The sequence below is a fragment of the Pseudomonas urmiensis genome, from assembly GCF_014268815.2.
Taxonomy (GTDB): domain Bacteria; phylum Pseudomonadota; class Gammaproteobacteria; order Pseudomonadales; family Pseudomonadaceae; genus Aquipseudomonas; species Aquipseudomonas urmiensis.
The window spans coordinates 2173201-2194617 of record NZ_JABWRE020000001.1; the positions used below are offsets into that span (position 1 = coordinate 2173201).

At 62.8% G+C, this 21417-nt stretch carries 22 protein-coding genes and 1 pseudogene; 17 read left to right on the forward strand and 6 right to left on the reverse strand.

From position 1 onward, the window contains the following. Window positions 1–21: 21 nt before the first annotated feature. From paaK to HU737_RS09605, 11 genes and pseudogenes are all read left to right on the forward strand, one after another. Window positions 22–1341 carry a phenylacetate--CoA ligase PaaK gene (gene paaK, locus HU737_RS09555; RefSeq protein WP_186554483.1) on the forward strand — a complete coding sequence of 440 codons (1320 nt, stop codon included), beginning with the start codon at window positions 22–24 and terminating at the stop codon, window positions 1339–1341. A gap of 323 nt (window positions 1342–1664) precedes the next feature. Then, entirely contained in the window at window positions 1665–2654 is a 990-nt protein-coding gene (gene paaA / locus HU737_RS09560; protein WP_186554482.1) for a 1,2-phenylacetyl-CoA epoxidase subunit PaaA, read from the forward strand. Window positions 2655–2680: 26 nt separating this feature from the next. Continuing rightward, window positions 2681–2962: a 1,2-phenylacetyl-CoA epoxidase subunit PaaB gene (paaB, locus tag HU737_RS09565; RefSeq protein ID WP_186554481.1), complete on the forward strand. Its 282-nt coding sequence runs from the start codon at window positions 2681–2683 to the stop codon at window positions 2960–2962. Between the two features lie 8 nt (window positions 2963–2970). Beyond that, window positions 2971–3729, forward strand: a complete 759-nt coding sequence (gene paaC / locus HU737_RS09570) for a 1,2-phenylacetyl-CoA epoxidase subunit PaaC (RefSeq protein WP_186554480.1) — start codon at window positions 2971–2973, stop codon at window positions 3727–3729. Then, the gene (paaD, locus tag HU737_RS09575) at window positions 3716–4249 is read left to right on the forward strand and encodes a 1,2-phenylacetyl-CoA epoxidase subunit PaaD (RefSeq protein ID WP_186554479.1); all 534 of its coding nucleotides are present in this window, start codon (window positions 3716–3718) and stop codon (window positions 4247–4249) included. Before paaC ends, paaD begins: the two co-directional genes overlap by 14 nt. A gap of 15 nt (window positions 4250–4264) precedes the next feature. Beyond that, window positions 4265–5341, forward strand: a complete 1077-nt coding sequence (gene paaE, locus HU737_RS09580; RefSeq protein WP_186554478.1) for a 1,2-phenylacetyl-CoA epoxidase subunit PaaE — start codon at window positions 4265–4267, stop codon at window positions 5339–5341. Between the two features lie 163 nt (window positions 5342–5504). Continuing rightward, window positions 5505–5813 (forward strand): DUF485 domain-containing protein, encoded by a 309-nt coding sequence (locus tag HU737_RS09585; RefSeq protein WP_186554477.1) that lies wholly within the window; start codon window positions 5505–5507, stop codon window positions 5811–5813. Further along, a pseudogene (locus HU737_RS09590) lies at window positions 5804–7372 on the forward strand (cation acetate symporter); the annotation flags it as partial. The gene HU737_RS09585 and the pseudogene HU737_RS09590, both read left to right, overlap by 10 nt. Before the next feature lie 32 nt (window positions 7373–7404). After that, a complete protein-coding gene (locus HU737_RS09595; RefSeq protein WP_186554475.1) occupies window positions 7405–8637 on the forward strand; it encodes an OprD family porin in 1233 nt (410 codons plus the stop codon). Window positions 8638–8674: 37 nt separating this feature from the next. Then, complete coding sequence (paaZ, locus tag HU737_RS09600) at window positions 8675–10729, forward strand: phenylacetic acid degradation bifunctional protein PaaZ (RefSeq protein ID WP_186554474.1); 2055 nt, start codon at window positions 8675–8677, stop codon at window positions 10727–10729. Window positions 10730–11005: 276 nt separating this feature from the next. Further along, window positions 11006–11317 (forward strand): hypothetical protein, encoded by a 312-nt coding sequence (locus HU737_RS09605; RefSeq protein WP_186554473.1) that lies wholly within the window; start codon window positions 11006–11008, stop codon window positions 11315–11317. Between the two features lie 40 nt (window positions 11318–11357). Here the strand turns inward: HU737_RS09605 and HU737_RS09610 are convergent, their stop codons facing one another. Then, window positions 11358–12977, reverse strand: a complete 1620-nt coding sequence (locus tag HU737_RS09610) for an ATP-binding response regulator (protein WP_186554472.1) — start codon at window positions 12975–12977, stop codon at window positions 11358–11360. Between the two features lie 115 nt (window positions 12978–13092). Between HU737_RS09610 and HU737_RS09615 the strand changes: the two genes are divergently transcribed. Further along, window positions 13093–13707: a LuxR C-terminal-related transcriptional regulator gene (locus HU737_RS09615; RefSeq protein WP_186554471.1), complete on the forward strand. Its 615-nt coding sequence runs from the start codon at window positions 13093–13095 to the stop codon at window positions 13705–13707. 185 nt (window positions 13708–13892) lie between these two features. Continuing rightward, a complete protein-coding gene (locus HU737_RS09620; RefSeq protein WP_186554615.1) occupies window positions 13893–14063 on the forward strand; it encodes a hypothetical protein in 171 nt (56 codons plus the stop codon). A 38-nt stretch (window positions 14064–14101) separates the two neighbouring features. Here the strand turns inward: HU737_RS09620 and HU737_RS09625 are convergent, their stop codons facing one another. From HU737_RS09625 to HU737_RS09645, 5 genes are all read right to left on the reverse strand, one after another. After that, window positions 14102–14392, reverse strand: coding sequence for a DUF6555 family protein (locus HU737_RS09625; protein WP_186554470.1), 291 nt, complete (start codon window positions 14390–14392; stop codon window positions 14102–14104). A gap of 116 nt (window positions 14393–14508) precedes the next feature. After that, on the reverse strand, window positions 14509–15048 hold the full coding sequence (locus HU737_RS09630) for a hypothetical protein (protein WP_225915598.1): 540 nt from the start codon (window positions 15046–15048) through the stop codon (window positions 14509–14511). A 9-nt stretch (window positions 15049–15057) separates the two neighbouring features. Next, window positions 15058–16260, reverse strand: a complete 1203-nt coding sequence (locus tag HU737_RS09635; protein WP_186554469.1) for a zinc-dependent alcohol dehydrogenase — start codon at window positions 16258–16260, stop codon at window positions 15058–15060. Window positions 16261–16357: 97 nt separating this feature from the next. Then, window positions 16358–16909: an ATP-dependent Clp protease proteolytic subunit gene (locus HU737_RS09640; RefSeq protein ID WP_186554468.1), complete on the reverse strand. Its 552-nt coding sequence runs from the start codon at window positions 16907–16909 to the stop codon at window positions 16358–16360. 44 nt (window positions 16910–16953) lie between these two features. Further along, on the reverse strand, window positions 16954–17334 hold the full coding sequence (locus HU737_RS09645) for a low affinity iron permease family protein (protein WP_186554608.1): 381 nt from the start codon (window positions 17332–17334) through the stop codon (window positions 16954–16956). 196 nt (window positions 17335–17530) lie between these two features. On the opposite strand from HU737_RS09645, the gene HU737_RS09650 reads away from it, so the two are divergent. Genes HU737_RS09650 through HU737_RS09665 form a run of 4 tightly spaced genes read left to right on the forward strand, consistent with a single transcriptional unit; the run spans window position 17531 to window position 21388 of the window. Continuing rightward, the gene (locus HU737_RS09650) at window positions 17531–18448 is read left to right on the forward strand and encodes a DUF72 domain-containing protein (protein WP_367616020.1); all 918 of its coding nucleotides are present in this window, start codon (window positions 17531–17533) and stop codon (window positions 18446–18448) included. Further along, entirely contained in the window at window positions 18445–19230 is a 786-nt protein-coding gene (locus tag HU737_RS09655) for an endonuclease/exonuclease/phosphatase family protein (RefSeq protein ID WP_186554466.1), read from the forward strand. The genes HU737_RS09650 and HU737_RS09655 overlap by 4 nt, the downstream gene beginning before the upstream one ends. After that, the gene (gene clsB / locus HU737_RS09660) at window positions 19227–20429 is read left to right on the forward strand and encodes a cardiolipin synthase ClsB (protein WP_186554465.1); all 1203 of its coding nucleotides are present in this window, start codon (window positions 19227–19229) and stop codon (window positions 20427–20429) included. The genes HU737_RS09655 and clsB overlap by 4 nt, the downstream gene beginning before the upstream one ends. Next, window positions 20429–21388 carry a lysylphosphatidylglycerol synthase domain-containing protein gene (locus HU737_RS09665; protein ID WP_186554464.1) on the forward strand — a complete coding sequence of 320 codons (960 nt, stop codon included), beginning with the start codon at window positions 20429–20431 and terminating at the stop codon, window positions 21386–21388. The genes clsB and HU737_RS09665 overlap by 1 nt, the downstream gene beginning before the upstream one ends. Window positions 21389–21417 lie beyond the last annotated feature (29 nt).

The window sequence follows — 21417 nt, forward strand, 5'->3', positions numbered from 1 at the left end:
AAGAACAATTCGAGTGAAGCCATGAACATGTACCACGATGCCGAACGCGCCTTGCTGGACCCGATGGAAACCGCCAGTGTCGATCAACTGCGCCAGCATCAGCTGGAGCGCCTGCGCTGGAGCCTGAACCACGCCTACGCCAATGTGCCGCTGTACCGTCAGCGTTTTGCTGAGTCTGGCGCGCACCCTGATGACCTGAAATCACTGGAAGACCTGGCCAAGTTCCCCTTCACCGGCAAGAACGACCTGCGCGACAACTACCCGTACGGCATGTTCGCCGTGCCCCAGCAGGAAGTGGTGCGCCTGCACGCCTCCAGCGGCACTACCGGCAAGCCGACGGTGGTCGGCTATACCCAGGCCGATATCGACACCTGGGCCAATGTCGTCGCCCGCTCGATCCGCGCCGCGGGTGGGCGCAAGGGCGACAAGGTGCATGTCTCCTATGGCTATGGGCTGTTCACCGGCGGCCTGGGCGCGCACTACGGCGCCGAGCGCCTGGGCTGCACGGTCATCCCCATGTCCGGTGGCCAGACTGAAAAACAAGTGCAGCTGATCCGCGATTTTCAGCCTGACATCATCATGGTCACACCCTCCTACATGCTCAACCTGGCTGACGAGATCGAGCGCCAGGGCATCGACCCGCATCAGCTCAAGCTGCGCCTGGGGATCTTCGGTGCCGAGCCTTGGACCGACGAACTGCGTCGCTCCATCGAGCAGCGCTTGGGGATCAATGCCCTGGATATCTATGGCCTGTCGGAAATCATGGGCCCAGGGGTTGCCATGGAGTGCATCGAAACCAAGGATGGCCCGACCATCTGGGAGGACCACTTCTACCCCGAAATCATTGACCCGATAACCGGTCAAGTGCTGCCCGATGGTCAGTTGGGTGAGTTGGTGTTCACCTCGCTGAGCAAGGAGGCGCTGCCGATGATCCGCTACCGCACCCGCGACCTCACCCGCCTGCTGCCCGGCACGGCGCGGCCGATGCGGCGGATTGGCAAGATCACCGGGCGCAGTGACGACATGCTGATCATTCGGGGGGTTAACGTGTTCCCCACGCAGATTGAAGAGCAGGTGCTGAAAATAAAACAGCTTTCTGAGCTTTATGAGATTCACCTGTATCGCAATGGCAATCTCGACAGCGTTGAGGTGCATGTCGAGTTGCGCGGCGAATGCCAGGCGCTGGATGACGCGCAGCGCCAGCAGGTGGTTGGCGAATTGGGCCGGCAGATCAAGACTTACATTGGCATCAGCACCCAGGTATTGCTCAAGCCTTGCGGCACCTTGAAGCGTTCGGAAGGTAAGGCTTGCCACGTTTACGATAAACGCCTGGCTAGCTGAGTCTTCGCTAGTCCCCCAGCCCCGGCCAATGGCCGTCATGCTGTTCACTTAAGATTTTGGGGCCGCTTCGCGCCCCTTCGCGGCGGTTCGGCGCTCCGACAAGCCCGCTCCCACAGGTACGGCGCCGACCGCGAGAGCGGCGCTATCCCTGTGGGAGCGGGCTTGTCGGAGCGCCGAACCGCCGCGAAGGGGCGCAAAGCGGCCCCAGTATTTCAAAGCGATACACAATTAGTATTCGATACATCAAAATATGTTTGATGTTGTGTTTTGTATCGCTTATAAATGACTCATGCCCCACCCAGCCCTGAGGCAGGAGTCAGAACATGTACGCACAGCTAGTGGAAACCGGTGTAAAGCACATCAAGTCGCTCGAGGAGATGTCCCCCGAGGAGCGTGCCTTCCAGGAAAAAATCGACGCCGAGATCAAGATCGAAGCCAAGAACTGGATGCCCGACGCCTACCGCCAGACCTTGATCCGGCAGATCTCGCAACACGCCCATTCGGAAATCGTCGGCATGCTGCCTGAAGGCAACTGGGTCACCCGTGCCCCCAGCCTCAAGCGCAAGCTGCAACTGATGGCCAAGATCCAGGACGAAGCCGGCCACGGCCTGTACCTGTACAGCGCCATGGAAACCCTCGGCGCCGACCGCGACGAAGAAATCGCCAAGCTGCACAGCGGCAAGGCCAAGTATTCGAGCATCTTCAACTACCCGACCTTGAGCTGGGCCGACATGGGCGCGGTCGGCTGGCTGGTCGATGGCGCGGCGATCGTCAATCAGGTGGTGCTGCAGCGCACCTCCTATGGCCCCTACTCGCGGGCGATGATCCGCATCTGCAAGGAAGAAAGCTTCCACCAGCGCCAGGGCTACGAGTTGCTGCTGACCATGATGCGCCACGGCACCCAGGCGCAAAAAGACATGGTCCAGGATGCGATCAATCGCCTCTGGTGGCCGGCGCTGATGATGTTCGGCCCCAGCGACGAGCACTCGCCCAACAGCGCCCAATCAATGGCCTGGAAGATCAAGCGCCAGACCAACGACGAGCTGCGCCAGCGTTTCATCGACCAGACCATCCCCCAGCTCGAACTGCTTGGCTGCACCGCGCCCGACCCAGACCTCAAGTGGAACGAGGCGCGCGGCCACTACGACTTCGGCGAGATCCAGTGGGATGAATTCTACGAAGTGATCAAAGGCAACGGCCCCTGCAACCAGGAGCGCGTCGCCACCCGCCGCCAGGCCATCGAAGACGGCGCCTGGGTACGCGAGGCCGCCGTGGCCTACGCACGCAAGCAACAGAACAAGAACGCCGCCTGAAGCGGCGATTGATGCGGAGATCGAACATGTCTGTCTGGACCCTCTACGAAGTATTCGTGCGCAGCAAGCACGGCCTGAACCATAAACATGTGGGCAGCGTGCATGCCGCCGATGCCGCCATGGCCATCGAGAACGCCCGTGAGCTGTACACCCGCCGCAGCGAAGGGGTGAGCCTGTGGGTCGTGCCCTCGGCACTGATCACCGCCTCCTCGCCAGATGACAAAGACCCGCTGTTCGCCCCTGCCGACGACAAGGTTTACCGCCATGCCAGCTTCTACCAGCTGCCTGATGAAGTCGGACACATGTGAGGCCCGCCATGCACAATCAAGCACTCATCCAATACCTGCTGCTGCTCGGTGACAGCGCCCTGATCCAGGGCCAGCGCCTGTGCCAGTGGTGCGGCCATGCGCCGGCTCTGGAAGAAGAGCTGGCCCTGATGAACGTCGGCCTCGATTTGGTCGGCCAGGCACGCAACTGGCTGGAATACGCCGCCGAACTGAGCGACGACGGCCTCGACGCCGACGCCCTGGCGTTTCGCCGCGATGAGCGGGCCTATCGCAACCTGTTGCTGGTCGAACAACCCAATGGCGATTTCGCCGTGACCATGCTCAAGCAGTTCTTCTATGACGCCTGGCATTTCGCCGTGCTCCAAGAGCTGAGCCAATCGCAAGACCCGCGCATCGCCGGCATTGCCGCCAAGGCCCTGAAGGAAGTCACCTATCACCTGCGCCGCTCTGGCGAGTGGGTGCAGCGCTTGGGCGGCGGCACCGAAGAAAGCCGCCGGCGCATGCTCGCCGCGATCCCGCTGCTGTGGCGCTTCACCGTGGAACTGGCGGCCGGCAGCGAAGCCGAGCTGCGCCTGGCCGAAGCGGGCATTGGCGCAGATCCTGCGCAGGTCGGCGCGGCTTGGCTCAAGCAGGTCAGCGCGATCTTCGCCTCGGTCGAGCTGCCGCTGCCCAACGCGGCCAACCACTTCTATCTGAGTGGTCGCACAGGCCTGCACAGCGAGCACCTGGGCCTACTGCTGGCCGAGATGCAGTTCTTGCCACGGGCCTATCCCGATGCAACCTGGTGAGCTGATCGCCAGCGACCGTGGCGCCCGCGCGGCACGCGGCGATGACCTGGCGCGGGCCTGGGCGGTGCTGGAACAGGTGATGGACCCGGAGGTGCCGGTGGTCAGCGTGGTCGATCTGGGCATCGTGCGTGACCTCGACTGGCGCGCCGGCCACCTGCACCTGGTGGTGACCCCGACGTACTCCGGCTGCCCGGCAACCGAAGTGATCGAGGGTGATATCCGCCAGGCGCTGGAGCAGGCCGGATTCGCCGAGCCGGACCTGGAGCGGCGATTGACCCCGGCCTGGAGCAGCGACTGGATCAGCGACCAGGGCCGCGAGCGGCTACGGCGGTACGGCATCGCCCCGCCCGAGGGCAGCCAGAGCAAGCGCAGCCTGCTCGGCCAGGCGCCGCAGGTGTGCTGCCCGCAATGTGGCAGTAGCCATACCGAGCTGCTCAGCCAATTTGGCTCCACCGCCTGCAAAGCGCTGTACCGCTGTCGCGAGTGCCTGGAGCCCTTCGACTATTTCAAATGCATTTGAGCCGTGGAGAACACCATGAGCCAGTTTCATAGCCTGACCATCAAAGACGTGCGCACCGAGACACGCGACGCGGTATCGATCGCCTTTGACGTGCCTGCGCACCTGCAGGCGGCATTTCGCTTCACCCAGGGCCAGTACCTGGTGATGCGCACCCAGCTGGATGACGAAGAAGTGCGCCGCTCGTATTCGATCTGCAGCGCGGTGCACGATGGCGAGTTGCGCGTGGCAGTCAAGCGGGTACCCGGTGGGCGCTTTTCCTCGTTTGCCAACGAAGCGCTCAAACCGGGCCAGCAATTGGAGGTGATGCCCCCCGCCGGCAGCTTCTTCGTGCCGCTGGAGCCGAGCCGCCAGGGCAATTACCTGGGCGTGGCCGCTGGTAGTGGCATTACCCCAATCCTGTCGATCATCGCCAGCACCTTGGCCAGCGAGCCGCACAGCCGCTTCACCTTGCTGTATGGCAACCGCTCAAGCTCCGCTGCGTTGTTTCGCAACACGCTTGAAGACCTGAAAAACCAATACCTGGATCGCCTCAACCTGATCTTCGTGTTCAGCCGCGAGCAGCAAGACGTTGACCTGTACAACGGCCGTATCGACGCCGACAAGTGCGGCCAGCTGTTCTCCCGCTGGATGGATGTGGCGAGCCTGGATGCGGCATTCATCTGCGGTCCGCAAGCGATGACCGAAACCGTGCGTGACAGCCTGCAGGCCAATGGCATGGCCAAGGAGCGTATCCATTTCGAGCTGTTCGCCGCGGCCGGCAGCCAGGCGCGGCGTGAAGCGCGTGAGGCGGCGCGCCAGGTCGATTCGGCGATCAGCCAGGTCACCGTGATCAGCGATGGCCGCGCGCTGGCGTTCGACCTGCCGCGCAATACCCAGAACATCCTCGATGCCGGCAACGCGATTGGCGCCGAGCTGCCCTACTCGTGCAAGGCCGGCGTCTGCTCGACCTGCAAGTGCCGGGTGATCGAGGGCGAGGTGGAGATGGACAGCAACCATGCGCTGGAAGATTACGAGGTGGCGGCGGGCTATGTGCTGTCGTGCCAGACCTATCCGATCAGCGACAAGGTGGTGCTCGATTTCGACCAGCTGTGAGATCCAGTAGACCTCAAAGCGGGGCCAGCCCGCGCCCACGTACCTCGTCGCAATCGAATCCATTGCGTGGGAGCGGGCTTGCCCTGCGATGAGGCCCTCAGCAACACCGCACTAACCGCGTGACCTCAGCAAAAACAATTACAACACCAAGAGATCGCTTCCCATGACCCCCGAGCACATCGAGCGCATCAGCAATCACCCCGATTTCCAGCAACTGATCCAGCGCAAACGCCGCCTCAACGGCTCGCTGACCCTGATCATGCTGGCTGCCTACTACGGCTTCGTCCTGCTGGTGGCGTTCGCCCCCGGCCTCCTCGGTCAGTCGCTGAGCGGCGGCGTGACCAGTGTCGGCATGCTGGTCGGGGTGCTGATGGTGCTGTTGTCCTTCGCCCTTACCGGCATCTACATGCACCGCGCCAACAGCGTGATCGACCCGCTCAACGACAAGGTCAAGCAGGAGTTCGCCCAATGAACTGGACTGCCATCTCGATGTTCATGGTGTTCGTCTGCTTCACCTTGCTGGTGACCCGCTGGGCCGCCTTGCGCACCCGCTCGGCCAGCGATTTCTACACCGCCGGCGGTGGCCTGACCGGCATGCAGAACGGCTTGGCGATCGCCGGCGACATGATCAGCGCCGCGTCCTTCCTGGGCATCTCGGCGATGATGTTCATGAACGGCTACGACGGCCTGCTGTATGCCCTGGGCGTGCTGGCCGGCTGGCCGATCATCCTGTTCCTGATCGCCGAACGCCTGCGCAACCTGGGCAAGTACACCTTCGCCGACGTGGTTTCCTACCGCCTGGCGCAAACCCCGGTGCGCCTGACCTCGGCATTCGGCACCCTGGCCGTGGCCTTGATGTACCTGGTCGCGCAAATGGTCGGCGCCGGCAAGCTGATCGAACTGCTGTTTGGCATCAGCTACCTGTATGCGGTGGTGCTGGTCGGCGTGCTGATGGTGCTCTACGTGACCTTTGGCGGCATGCTGGCAACCACCTGGGTGCAGATCATCAAGGCGGTGATGCTGCTTTCGGGCACGACGTTCATGGCGTTCATGGTGCTCAAGCACTTTGGCTTCAGCACCGAGGCGATGTTTGCCAGCGCGGTGTCGGTGCATGCCAAAGGCCAGGCGATCATGGCCCCGGGCGGCTTGCTGTCCAACCCGATCGATGCGATTTCCCTAGGCTTGGGGATGATGTTCGGCACCGCTGGCCTGCCGCATATCCTGATGCGCTTCTTTACTGTCAGCGATGCCAAGGAAGCACGCAAGAGCGTGTTCTACGCCACCGGCTTCATCGGCTACTTCTACCTGCTGCTGATCGTCATCGGCTTCGGCGCCATCGTCATGGTCGGCACCGAGCCGTCTTATCGCGATGCCAGCGGCGCAATCATCGGCGGTGGCAACATGATCGCCGTGCACCTGGCCCAGGCCGTAGGTGGCAACTTGTTCCTCGGCTTCATCTCGGCCGTGGCCTTCGCCACCATCCTGGCGGTGGTTGCAGGTCTGGCGTTGTCTGGCGCCTCGGCAGTCTCCCACGACCTGTACGCCTGCGTAATGCGCAAAGGCCAGGCCAGCGAGCAGGATGAAATGCGCGTGTCGCGCCTGGCAACGTTGGTTATCGGCGTGTTGGCGATCATTCTCGGTCTGATGTTCGAGTCGCAGAACATTGCCTTCCTCTCCGGCCTGGTGCTGGCGGTAGCGGCCTCGGTCAACTTCCCGGTGCTGCTGCTCTCGATGTTCTGGAAGGGCCTGACCACCCGTGGGGCGGTGTGCGGCAGCATGGCCGGGCTGATTTCGGCGATCGTGCTGGTGGTGCTCGGCCCGGCGGTGTGGGTCAACGTCCTGCACAACCAGCAAGCGCTGTTCCCCTACAGCAACCCGGCGTTGTTCTCCATGAGCCTGGCGTTCTTCAGCGCCTGGGCGTTCTCGGTCACCGACGGCTCTGAACGCGCCGCGCAGGAGCGTGGGCGCTACCTGGGCCAGTTCATCCGCTCCATGACCGGTATTGGCGCGGTTGGCGCCAGCAAACACTAACCCTTGAACTTCGAATGTCGGGTACAACAATAATGAACCACACTCGCTTCAAGTCGCTGGCCTGGCTGGCCAGCCTGGCCCTGCCCTCGCCCGCCATGGCGGATTTGATCGCAGACAGCCACGCGCGTATCGAGCTGCGCAACCACTACATCAACCGCGATTTTCGCCAGGCCAATGCCCCGCAGTCCAAGGCCGAGGAATGGGGCCAAGGCTTCACCGCGCGCTTCGAGTCGGGCTTCAGCGAAGGCCCGCTGGGGGTTGGCCTCGACGCCATGGGACAGCTGGGGATCAAGCTCGACTCCAGCCGTGATCGGCGCAATACCGGCCTGCTGCCGTATGGGCCGAACAGCCACGAGCCGGTCGACAACTACAGTGAGCTGGGCCTGACCGGCAAGCTACGGCTGTCCAAGAGCACCCTGCGCCTGGGCACCCTGCAGCCGATCCTGCCGGTGGTGGTGTACAACGACACCCGCTTGCTGTCATCGACCTTCCAAGGTGGCTTGCTGACCAGCCAGGAAATCGACGGGCTGACGGTCAATGCCGGGCGTCTGACCGAGGCCAACCTGCGTGACTCGTCCGGGCGTGACGATATCGGCTATGGCGCAGCGCAGAGCGATCATTTCGACTTTGCCGGTGGCAGCTACGCACTCACCCCACAGACCAGCCTGAGCTACTACTACGCCAAGCTCGACGAGATCTACCGTCAGCAGTATGTCGGCCTGCTGCATACCCAACCGCTGGGCGAAGGCCTGAGCCTGCGCAGCGACCTGCGCTACTTCGATAGCCGTGGTGACGGCGCCGAGCGCGCCGGGCGCATCGACAACCGCAACTTCAACGCCATGTTCACCCTTGGGGTGCGCGCGCATAAGTTCACCGCGACCTGGCAGCAGATGTCCGGCGACAGCGCCTTCCCGTTCCTCAATGGCGGCGACCCCTACACCGTCAACCTGGTCACCTACAACACCTTCACCCGCGCCGGGCTCGACTCCTGGCAGTTGCGCTACGACTACGACTTTGTCGCCTTGGGCATCCCCGGCCTGAGCTTCATGACCCGTTACACCGACGGCCGCCACGCCGAAACCGCAACCCTCAGCAATGGCCGCGAGCGCGAACGCGACACCGACCTTACCTACGTCATCCAGAGCGGCCCATTCAAGGACGTCAGCCTGCGTTGGCGCAACGTCACCTTCCGCTCTGGCAACGGCCTGACCAGCAAGCTGGACGAGAACCGCCTGATCATCGGCTACACCCTGGCGCTGTGGTAACCGCGCCCCTGTCCATCACAACCGCTTGGAGAACAGTATGTCTGACGCCCCTACCCTGCAGAGCTTCATCGCTGGCCGCTGGATTGGCCAGCACGGCGCCCAGGCCCTGCGTAGCGCCCTGGACGGCCACATCCTGGCCTACAGCCATGAAGAGCGTCCTGATTTCGCCGAGGCTGTGGCATTTGCTCGCAGCCAGGGCCTGGCCCAGTTGCTGGCCATGGATTTCCAGCAGCGCGCTGCGCGCCTCAAGGCGCTGGCCCTGTACCTGGCCGAACGCAAGGAACAGCTCTACGCCCTGTCCCATCACAGCGGCGCGACCCGCGCCGACAGCTGGATCGACATCGAAGGCGGCAACGCCACGCTGTTTTCCTATGCCGGCATCGGCAGCCGCGAGTTGCCTTCGGGCAATCTGCTGCACGAAGGCCCGGCCATCGCACTGGGCAAGCAAGGGCACTTTGCCGGCAGCCATATCCTGGTGCCGCGTGCCGGCGTGGTAGTGCACATCAACGCCTTCAACTTCCCCATCTGGGGCATGCTGGAAAAGTTCGCCCCGACCTTCCTCGCGGGCATGCCGTGCATCGTCAAACCGGCCACTTCGACCAGCTACCTGACCGAGGCGGTGGTGCGCCTGATGAACGAGTCCGGCCTGCTGCCCACTGGCAGCCTGCAACTGGTGATCGGCAGTACCGGTGACCTGCTCGACCGCCTGCAAGGCCAGGATGTAGTGACCTTCACCGGGTCTGCCGACACCGCGGCCAAGCTGCGGGTAAACCCCAACCTGATCCGCCATTCGGTACCGTTCACCGCCGAGGCCGACTCGCTCAACTGTGCCATTCTCGGCCCGGACGTAACTCCGGACGACGAAGAGTTCGAACTGTACATCAAGGAGGTGGTGCGCGAGATGACCACCAAGGCCGGGCAGAAATGCACCGCCATCCGCCGCGCCATCGTCCCGGCCAAGCACCTCGATGCGGTCGCCACTCGCCTGCGCGAGCGCCTGGCCAAGGTGGTGGTCGGCGATCCCTCGGTGGAAGGCGTGCGCATGGGCGCGCTGGCCTCGCATGATCAACAGCGCGATGTTGGCGAGCGGGTGCGCAGCCTGCTCGCCAGCTGCGACCAGCTGTTCGGCGCCAGCGATGGCTTTGCGCCGGTGGGTGACGGTGTGGCTGAAGGGGCCTTCTTCGCGCCAACCCTGCTGCACGCGCGCGACCCGCATGCCGAAGGCGGCGCGCACGACATCGAGGCGTTTGGCCCGGTCAGCACGCTGATGACCTACCACGATCTGGACGAAGCCCTGGCACTGGCCGCACGAGGTAAAGGCAGCCTGGTCGCGAGCCTGATCACTGGCGAGCGCGCGGTCGCCGCCAAGGCGATTCCGGTGGCGGCGGCGTGGCATGGCCGGCTGCTGGTGCTGGATCGTGAAGCGGCCAAGGAGTCGACCGGGCATGGATCGCCCCTGCCGCAGCTCAAGCACGGCGGCCCAGGGCGGGCCGGGGGTGGTGAGGAGCTGGGCGGCCTGCGAGCGGTCAAGCATTACCTGCAACGCGCGGCCGTGCAGGGCTCGCCGAGCATGCTCAGTGCGGTGACGGGCGAGTATGTGCGCGGCGCCGAGGTGATCGAGACCCAAGTGCATCCGTTCCGCCGCTATTTCGACGAGCTGCAAATCGGCGAATCGCTGCTGACCCATCGACGCACGGTGACCGAGGCCGACCTGGTCAACTTCGGTTGCCTGTCGGGCGATCACTTCTACATGCACTTCGACGAGATTGCCGCCAAGCAGTCGCAGTTCGGCAAACGGATCGCCCACGGCTACTTCGTACTGTCGGCTGCCGCCGGCTTGTTCGTCTCGCCTGGCGAGGGGCCAGTGTTGGCCAACTATGGGTTGGATACCTTGCGCTTCATCAACCCGGTCGGGATCGGCGACACCATCCAGGCGCGGCTGACCTGCAAGCGCAAGATCGACCAGGGCAAGAGCAGCCCGCTGGGGCAGCCGCAAGGTGTGGTGGCGTGGGATGTCGAGGTGACCAACCAGCTGGGTGAGTTGGTGGCCAGCTATGACATTTTGACCCTGGTGCTCAAGCGGGCGGGCTGATGCGGGTCATTCTCGCGTGAGTGTCCCGGCCTCTGCGCGGGCAAGGCCGCGCCTACACGATCAGCGCAACACCTGTGGGGGCGGGCTTGCCCGCGAAGAGGCCATAACTGACACCCCATCAGTAGCGGCACTACGCCACCTCGTACATCTGCCCTAATCCCAGCGCCCCATCCTCGGCGTTATAGTCCGGCCACTCACCCGCTTTCCACGCGCCGTCCCCGCGGCGCCAGGCCGGCGTGTGGCCGAACAATCAGAACAACGCCAAGGAAGCACCCCATGAAGCCCCGTCATCCCCTGCTCATGCCAATCCTGACCCTCGCAGCATTGGCCACCCTGGCTGGCTGCCAGACCGTCAAACCCACCGAAGACACCCTCAAGCAGCGTTCCGAAATCGCCCTCGGCGTGCCGGTGACCAAGGTCTCCAACGTGCGCAACGACAGCACCCTGACCTACTTCACCGCCACCACCGCCAAAGGCGAGTACGACTGCCAGATGCCGAGCGGCGCTATCGTTGCCGTCGCTGGCATGGGCCTGTACGACCCAACGCCGTCGTGCCTCAAGGAAGGCCAGCCGCTGATTCTGCGCTGAGCGACACTGTCCGCGTTTCCCCTTCAGCCCCGACGCCGGTCTAACCCACCGGCGTTGCTGGCTCCTCCCGCAAGGCCCGTAGGGCTGCACGCAGTTCGGCCGGACGTACCGGCTTGGACAAAATGGCGATATTCCGGTCATGTACTGCCGCCTGAATCCGTTCAATGTCGTGCCCGGTCATGATCAGGGCCGGCACTTGCCTGCCGCGTTGCGCGCGCAGGCTGTCGATGCAGTCCAGCCCGGTGGCCTCCGGCCCCAGGTCGTAATCGGCGACGATCACGTCACAGTCACTGCTCAGGCCCTTGGCCGAGCTTTCTGCCTGCACCTGGCAACCCCAGCGCCCGAGCAATGCCGAGGTGGCCTGCAATACGTTGTGGTCATCTTCCACCAGGCACACCCGCAGCCCGGTCAGCAGGCCCGCCTGCAAGGCTGGGTCGACGCCGCTGTGCACGGCTCGCGGCGCTACCCGCGCCAGCCCCTGCAGGGTGACGCTGGTGCCATGGCCCGGACGCGACCGCAGGCTCACGCGCAGATCCATCAGCTGGGCCAAGCGCTTGACGATGGCCAGACCCAGGCCGACGCCTTCGACATCCTTGTCGCGCATTTCGCGAATCCGGTAGAACTCCTCGAACACCTTGTCTTGATGCTCGGCGGCAATGCCGCGGCCTTGGTCATGAATCTCGATCTGCAAGTGATCGCCGCGCCGGCGTACGCCAATCAGCAGCGGCCGCTGCGCGGCGTACTTGAAACTGTTGGACAGCACGTTCTGCACCATGGTGGCGAGCATGCCTGGGTCAGCCAACGTCCAGTGCCGACCGGCGCGCAAGCGCATCTCCACCCCCGCCCAGCGCGCAGCTTCGGCGTTCTGGCGCAGCAACTCGCGCAAGAACGGCTGCACAGCGAAGGTTTCGTACTTGGGTTGCACCCGGCCGTTGTCGAGGGTGTACAGGTCGAGAATCGAGCGAAACAGCTGGGAGACGTTGAGCAAGGAGCGATCGATATTGTCCACCAGGCGCCGTTCCTGCTCACCCAACTGCCCTTCGCGCAGGCAGGCGGTGAACAAGCCGATGGAGTGGATTGGCTGGCGCAGGTCGTGGCTGGCCTGGGCAAGGAACCGCGATTTCTCGCGGGTGGCAAGCATGGCCAGTTCCGAGGCCTTGCGCGTGCGCTCCAGCAGCAGGTGGGCATAAATCGGGATCAGTGTGCTGGTGGTCAACAGCATCAACACCATGAACGGCTGCTGCTGCCAATACGGCGTGATCTGGTACACCACCAGCAACGCCGCCAGCGCCAGCACCGTGGCGATGGCCAGGTAGCGCGAGCCGAAGCGCATGCCGTTGCCCAGGTTCACCCAGACCATCACCGCATACAGCGGCAAGGCCGCCTCGCCGCCGACCACCAGGCCAAAGCAGGTGCCGGTATAGTCATGCACCATGCCCAGCACGCGCCGCCACGGGTAATGCCCAGGCCAATGGGCGATGGCCTGGCGCAAGCCGATCGACACCAGCAGGAACGCTGCGATGTAGTACACCACTGGCAGGTAGGTCTGGTAGGTGCGCCCCGGCAGAAAGCCGAGCAACCCCATGTAGACCAGTGCACAGGTCGCGACGATGATGCGCAGGTTGGCCTGGTCCAGTTCGTTATTCTTGTCAAAGTCCATTGCAAGCATCCTTGTGCGCCAGTCGACATCCGCGCCGTGCGCGCCAGGAAGGCTGCGCAGGCAGGTGCTAAATTAGCATGACCCGGACAACGGGCGTTTTCAGGAGCGACAAGACGTGAGCTGCCGCATCATCGTCGCGGACGACCATCCGCTATTCAGGGAAGCCATGGTCCGTACCGTGCAACGGATATTACCGCAGGCTTGCCTGGAGGAAGCGGGCAACCTCGGCCAAGTGCTGGAGCTGATCGATCACGGCGATACGCCGGATACGCTGATTCTCGACCTGCGTTTCCCCGGCCTGACCTGCCTTGAGCGGTTGGCTGCGCTGCGCAAGCAGTTGCGCCGCACCTCGCTGATCATTGTCTCGATGGTCGATGAACCGGAGCTGATCAGCCAGGTGATGGCCGCCGGCGCCGACGGCTTCATCGGCAAGAGCATCACCCCCGAGGAGCTCGGCGCGGCGATCCTGGCCATCCGTGAAGGTGAAGTCGTGGTCAAGTACCAGCCTTCTGGCCTGCTGCCCGCGCTGGGCGCAGAAAGCGAAGTCGAACAGCTCACCCAGCGCCAGCAAGACGTGCTGCGCCTGATCGCCCAAGGCAAGACCAACAAGGAAATCGCCCGCGAGTTGGATATCTCGCCGTTCACCGTGCGCATTCATGTGTCCTCGCTGTTGCGCACGCTGAATGTCTCGTCGCGTACAGCCGCTGCGGTCAAGTACACCGGCACCTGATGCCGCTGGTCGGGCTGGTGTGGCTGGCCATGGAGCATTGAGGGTGCTGAGCGGTTCTCAATTGTTGAGGGCTTGCGGATTTTGGTCCGCTTCGCGGCCCTTCGCGGGCGAGCCCGCTCCCACAGGTTCCGCGCTGTTCTCTGGGTAAGCGCTGTACCTGGGGCAGCGGCGCCAAAGGAGGTGTTATGAGCAAGATTCTGAACATGGGCGGCGGCAACGTCGAGGACGACTGGCCAGAACTGCAACCTGATCGGCGCAACGACCGCGCCGATGATCCCGATGCCGATCCGAACCTCACCGACGAGGAAGAAAATCGCCCCGGCGTGCCGGCCAGTGATCCTGAGTCCGGTGCATGAGCTGAAAATGACTGGGGCCGCAATCAGCGGCCCCAGGGTCAAGCAATAGGCGAAGTGGCCTGGGCATCGTCGCCGCTGGAGGCCTCGACCGGGGTCGGCCTACTGCCCGACAGGCGCCAGTTCACCTCACTGATTCCATAGCGTTCAGCCATGGGCCGGCTGACCTTGCGAATCTTCTCCCGGCCAAACTTGGGAATGATGCCAATACCGGCATCGCAACTGGCCCAATGCCAAGCCTCGGCATTGTCCATCCGTTCCAGGCGAATAATGAAGCTACGCGGCTCGCCATGCAGCCGGTAGTCGATGATGTAAAGCTGTGGGTTTGGCATCTGTGGGGCCCTCCTCTTCTCCATGGATGACAAGCCAATGGATCAGCGATTTACGTGAAAATTCAAAACATTGTCGAACAATGTGAATGAGCGGTCAGGTGGCAAAAAGCCGCCCCTTAACTGCCGGCCGGATCAAGCTGCAAAAAAAGGCAATAGCCTCCCAATAGCACCCAAAACACCAGAAACAACCACGGCGCGCGAATCGAGAACATCAGCGACTTGCGATAGCCGCGGTGGCTCGATTCGGTCTCGCAGAACAGCGGCCAGTCGTCATAGGCCATGCCGACGCTGGGCTCACTGCGTAACAGCTGGCTCTGCTTGAAGTGCCAGTGATCGATGATGCCGTAGGCGGCGCGAATACCTGGCCAGGCGTTGAGCGAACTGAGCGCGCCCAACAGTGCAAGAAACGGTGGCACGATCAAGGTGAATTGCCCGCCCCATTTCTGGTTGAGATTGGCCATGCACGAGATGAAGGCAATCACCAGGAACGATTGCGCCGCCAGAAAGGCGTCGGTGCGGTTGGCCAGAATGGTGGTCTCGTACTGGATCTCGCGTCGATAGAACTCCAGGCGCTCGCGTGGGCTTTCAAACAGCAGGCCCTGCTGGGGCGGATGTAAATCCTCGCTGTTGACTGAAGTGATGATGCGTTGTGACATGCAATCCTCTCAAGGGTGAACGCTGAGCACGGCGTCTGCTGCCTCACCGGGCACCATGATTACCTTGCGGCAGCGTTCTTGTTGTTCATCGAACATCTCATAGCCGCGGATCGCGTCTTCCAGGGCGATGCGGTGGGTGACGATGGCTTCGGGGTTCAGGCGGCCGGCTTCGATATGTTCGAGCAGCTCCGGCAAGTAGCGCTGTACATGGGTCTGCCCCATGCGGAAGGTCAGGCCTTTGTCGAAGGCGTCGCCAAACAAGAAACCGTGGATAAAACCGGCGTAGACCCCTGGCACGCTGACCACACCGCCGCGACGAACGGCTGCCATGCTCTGGCGCAACGCCTTGCCACTGCTGCCTTCGAGTTTGAGCGCGGTGAGCACCGACTCGGTGGTACTGCCTTTGGCTTCAAAACCCACGGCGTCGATCACCGCATCCACACCGCGCATGCCGCGGGTTTGGCGGATGATGGTGTCGGCCGGATCATCATCGTGGGAAAAATCGATAGGGATCACGCCGTAGGCGTCACGGGCGTAGTCGAGGCGATAACCGCACTCATCGACCATGAAGATCTGTTCAACCCCCAGCATCCGCGCGCAAGCCGCCGACAGCAGCCCAACCGGGCCTGCGCCGAAGATCGCCAGTGACGCGCCTTGGCCGACCTCGGCATTGAGCACCGCCTGCCAGGCAGTGGGCAGAATGTCGGAGAGAAACAGCACCTTGTCGTCCGCCAGGTGACCCGGCACTTTGAACGGCCCGACATTGGCCTTGGGCACGCGCACGTAATCGGCTTGGCCGCCAGGGATACCACCGTACAGGTGGCTGTAACCGAACAGCGCCGCACCCGGTGGGATGGCCTTTTTGTTGAGGATGGCGCCGCGACCGGTGTTGGTGGTTTCGCATGCGGCAAACAAATCGTGCTGGCAGAAGAAACAGCTACCGCAGGCAATCACGAACGGGATCACCACCCGATCACCCGGGCTGACCGCGGTCACTTCGCTGCCCACCTCTTCGACAATACCCATGAATTCATGGCCAAGGATGTCGCCAGACTCAACCGCTGGAATCTTGCCGCGGTACAGATGCAAGTCCGAGCCACAGATGGCCGTGGCGGTCACCCGCAGCACGATATCGTCATTTGCCTGAATCACTGGATCAGGCACAGTATCGACCCGTACGTCGCCAGCACCGTGGTAGGTCAATGCGCGCATGATCAGGTCTCCTTGGCACGAATTGCTCTTGTCATTAACTCCGAGCGTCTTGACTGCCCTGGCGCTCAATCGCGGTCGGTTCTAACTGACGAGCGGCTCATGCATGCACGCTCCATTGGCTGTCGTGCTCCTCGATGGGCCGCTCATCGATGGCGTGGATCATGCCGCTGGCCAATGCCTCGCTCGGCCCAAGAATGCGCGGATAAGCCATCAGGTAGCGTTGTACATCGAGCGCTTCGGTGGCGCCTTGGGTACGTTCGGCGACGATCTCGGCGTACAGGCGCAGGTCGTAGTCCAGGCTCATGGCGTATTCGGCCATGCGCGCGTGGTCGACCGAGCCATGCAAGGTCCAATGAAACGGGTGGAACAAGAATTTGCTCAGTGCACAGGCCGTGCGATGGGCGCCAGCGAGAAAGATTATGTTGCCCATCGACTCCACTGTGCCCAGGTTATGGGTGTGCACCGGCACCGGCAGCGAGCGCAGGAAGTTGTACAAGGTAAAGCCGTAGCTGCACTCCCCGCCCATGGTGGCGATGTTGAGCTGCAGTACCTCAGGGCTCTGCTGGAGAATGCGCGAGCAGGTATTGATCAGGTTGCCGCAGGTGCTTGAGTTGATCGGGCCGGTGAAGTGAACGATATGCCTGGCCATGCGTGCCTCCAGAGTCGGCGGGTCTTGCCCGGATGGGCGAACGCTCAATCGGATGTGTCCTTGGCGGATGCTTGATCGCCCTGCTCGCCCATGCGCTGGTACTGCTTGCGTAAGGCATGCAGCTGGGCGGGATCCATGTCTTCCAGATCCAGCAGGGCCTTGTGCGCCTTGCGCGTGGTGCGCAGCAGTTCGTCGATTTTCACGTGCAGCTCGTCGCTGTCGCGGTTCTGGGTGTTCTGGATCAGAAACACCATCAAGAAGGTGATGATGGTGGTGGAGGTGTTGATCACCAGCTGCCAGGTGTCGTTGAAGTCGAACAGTGGGCCGCTGATCCCCCAGATCAAGATCATCAACATGGCGATGGCGAACGTAACCGGGCGTCCCGTGCAGTTGGCCAGCCATTGGGCGAAGCGATCGAACTTCATCGGCGTGTCCTCCAATGTCAGGCGAGCGATGAAACTCATGGCCCACCTTTGGTGGAATCGTCCGACGCGGCAAAGTTCAACTCATGCACACCTGCAAGCCCGGGCCATTCGTCAAATCCTGCTGAACCCTGGGCGGCGCGCCAAGGTCGCAACTCAAGGATTGCCTGATTCCCGTTCCAGGATTGAAGGAGGCAGTGTGAGCGAGATCCGTATCGGTATTTCAGGCTGGCGTTATGGCCCCTGGCGCAAAGATTTCTACCCCGAGGGGCTGCCCCAGGACAGCGAACTGGCGTTCGCCTCGCGGGCAGTCAACAGCATCGAGATCAATGGCTCGTTCTACAGCCTGCAAACGCCAGAGCGCTATCTTCATTGGGCTGAGCAAACCCCGCAGGACTTCGTGTTTTCGGTCAAGGGCCCGCGCTATATCACCCATATGCGCAGGCTTAAAGACATCGAACAGCCGCTGGCCAACTTTTTCGCCTCCGGCCCCTTACTGCTGGGCGACAAGCTCGGGCCGATTGTTTGGCAGTTTCCACCGAACATGCACTATGACGAGGAGCGTTTCAGCCAGTTTCTCGAGCTGTTGCCGTTCGATCGCAAGGCCGCCCGGCGCTGTGCCCAGCATTGCGCCGAGCGCTTGGTGGGCAATAGCGGTACCCAGATCAAGGGCGATGCGCCGTTGCGCCATGCCGTGGAGATCCGCCACGAGAGCTTTCTCTGTGAGTCGTTCATCAAGCTGCTGCGTACCCACAATGTCGCTCTGGTGGTCGCCGACAGTGCCGGCAAATGGCCCTACGTCGAAGATCTGACCGCCGATTTCGTCTATATGCGCTTGCATGGCGATGTCGAGCTGTACAGCAGCGGCTATACCTCGCGCGCCCTACGCCGTTGGCGCATGCGCGTCGAAGCCTGGAGCCAGGGTGAGCAGCCGGCAGATGTCCAGCTGGTCAGCGCGCACGCGCCGCGCAAACGGCGTTCGCGAGATGTGTACTGCTATTTCGATAATGACCAGAAGGTCCATGCGCCCTATGACGCCCGCCGCCTGCTGGCCAAGCTCAATCTCGATGGTGAGCTGGTGACCGAGCCCGGCGTGGAACCGGAGGTAGAATTGTGAACTCACCGCTTACCGACCCTCGCCAGATCACCGACAGCGATACAGCGGTGCACCGGCTCAATGTGCTGACGATCAACGTGCACAAGGGCTTCACCTTCTTCAATCGGCGTTTCATCCTGCCCGAGCTGCGCGAAGCGGTGCGGGCCACGGGGGCTGACCTGGTGTTCTTGCAGGAGGTGCATGGCAGCCACGAGCGCCATGCCGAGCGCCATGCCGCCTGGCCGCAGACCCCGCAGTACGAGTTTCTTGCCGACAGCATGTGGCCGCAGTTCGCCTATGGGCGCAATGCGGTGTACCCCGACGGTGACCACGGCAACGCGCTGCTGTCGAAATTTCCCATCAGCGAATACCACAACCTGGATGTGAGTATTGCCGGCAACGAGCAGCGCGGTTTGTTGCATTGCCGCCTGCAAGTGCCTGGGCATGAGCAGGTGCATGCCATCTGCGTGCATTTGGGCTTGCGCGAAGCCCATCGCCAGCGCCAGGTACGTTTGCTGTTGGAGTTTCTTGACAGCCTGCCAGCGAAGGCGCCGGTGATCGTCGCCGGAGACTTCAATGACTGGCGGCTCAAGGCTGATGCGCTGCTATCGGAGCGGCTGGTAGAGGCGTTCGGCGAGCACTTTGGCACGCCCGCCCGCAGCTTTCCGGCACGCCTGCCGTTGCTCCGGCTGGACCGCATCTACCTGCGTAACGCCATGCCCTGCAAAGCCCAGGTGTTGGCCAAATACCCGTGGTCGCACTTGTCTGACCATGCGCCCTTGGTTGCGGAGGTGAGCCTGTGAAAACCCCTTGGACAGACGGCAACAGTGTACAGCTGCTGATCAATGGCGAGGAGTACTACCCGCGCGTGTTCGAGGCCATGGCCCAGGCGCGTGAAGAGATCCTGCTGGAAACCTTCATCATCTTCGAGGACAAGGTCGGCCAGCAGTTGCAGCAAGTGCTGATCGACGCTGCCAAGCGCGGCGTGCGTGTCGAAGTGGCGGTCGACGGCTACGGCACAGCGGACCTGACCGATCAGTTCATCGCGGCCATGACCGAGGCTGGGGTCAGTTTCCATGCTTTCGATCCGCAGCCGCGGCTGGTCGGGATGCGCACCAACCTGTTCCGTCGCTTGCACCGCAAGATCGTCGTGGTCGACGGCGAGCGGGCGTTTATTGGCGGAATCAACTACTGCCTCGACCACTTGGGCGAATTCGGGCCGATGGCCAAGCAGGATTACGCCGTGGAAGTCACAGGGCCGGTGGTGGCCCAGGTCCATGCGTCCAGCCGACGGCTACTGGCGCCCGTCCTGCAACCGCCAAGCCAGGTGCGGCCAGTCAGCGCGCCTACCGGCAACGCCAGTGCGGTCTTGGTGGAGCGCGACAACAACCGCCACCGCACCGATATCGAGCAGCAGTACCTGCAGGTGTTTCGCCAGGCCCAGCGGCGAATTGTAGTGGCCAATGCCTACTTCTTCCCCGGCTATCGCTTGCTGCGAGAACTGCGCAATGCCGCCCGCCGCGGGGTCGAGGTGACCTTGATCCTGCAAGGGCAACCGGACATGCGCTGGGTCCGGGCGTTGTCCCGGCTGCTCTATAACTACCTGCTGCGCGATAACGTGCGCATTCACGAGTACTGCCAGCGGCCGCTGCACGGCAAGGTTGCGCTGGTCGACGAGGAGTGGTCGACGGTCGGTTCGAGCAACCTCGACCCGTTGAGCCTGTCGCTCAACCTGGAGGCCAATCTGCTGATTCGCGATCGCGCCTTCAACCAGATGCTCTACAAGCACCTCAGCGAACTGGCCATGCAGCAATGCAAGGCGGTAACCCTGGAGCGGATGATTCGCGGCTATTGGTGGCGGGCACCGTTGATTTTCATGGGTTTCCACCTGACCCGCTGGTTCCCCCGCGTCGCCGGCTGGTTCCCGGCCCATCGCCAGCGCCTGCAATCGCTGCAACCGGACACCGATAGCCACGCCAACTTTCACGAGGGTAAGACCTGATGCAGACCAAGCGCTGGCATACCTGGGCCAAACGGCTGTTCACCGTGGCGTTCCTGATCCTGATTCCTGTGCTGCTGTATACCCTGGCGCGCAATCTGGACTGGAACGAGGTGCGCCAATCGTTGCTCGCCTATAAACCCAGCACCTTGGTGATCGGCCTGGTGCTGGCGTTATGCAGCTATCTGGTATTTGCCAGCTACGATCTGCTCGGCCGGGCCTACACGGGGCACTCGTTGCCGGCGCGCCAGGTATTGCCGGTGGCGTTCGTCTGCTATGCCTTCAACCTCAATTTCACCACCTGGGTGGGTGGCGTGGCCCTGCGTTATCGGCTGTATGGCCGGCTAGGGCTGGATACCGCGACCATCACCAAGATCCTCACCCTGGGTCTGCTGACCAACTGGATGGGCTACATGCTGCTCGCTGGGGTGGTGTTCGCTTCACGTCAGGTCAAGCTGCCGGACAGCTGGGCAGTGGGCGTTAGCGGGCTACAGCTAATCGGTTTTCTGTTGTTGGCTATCGTTACCGGATACCTGTTGGCCTGCGCCTTTGCCAAGCGGCGTACCTGGCAGTGGCGTGAGCATGAGATCACCCTGCCCTCGCTGCGCCTGGCGCTGTGTCAGGTAGCACTGGGGGCCAGCAATTGGGCCTTGATGGCCGCACTGATTCATTGGCTGTTGCCGCATGAGCTGTTCTACCCCTCGGTGCTGGGTATTTTGCTGATCAGCTGTGTGGCCGGTGTAGTGGCGCACATCCCGGCAGGCCTGGGGGTGCTCGAAGCGGTGTTCCTCGCCCTGCTCCATGGGCAGTTGGGCCAGGGCACGCTGGTGGCGGCGCTGCTTGGCTATCGCACTTTGTATTACCTGATTCCATTACTGCTGGCGGTGGTCGCCTATCTGGTCCTGGAAAAGCGCGCCAGGGCCATGCGCCAGCAGGGCAAGGCGACATTGCGCAAGACCTGAACAAGGGCCGACGGCCCAGGAGGTTAGCC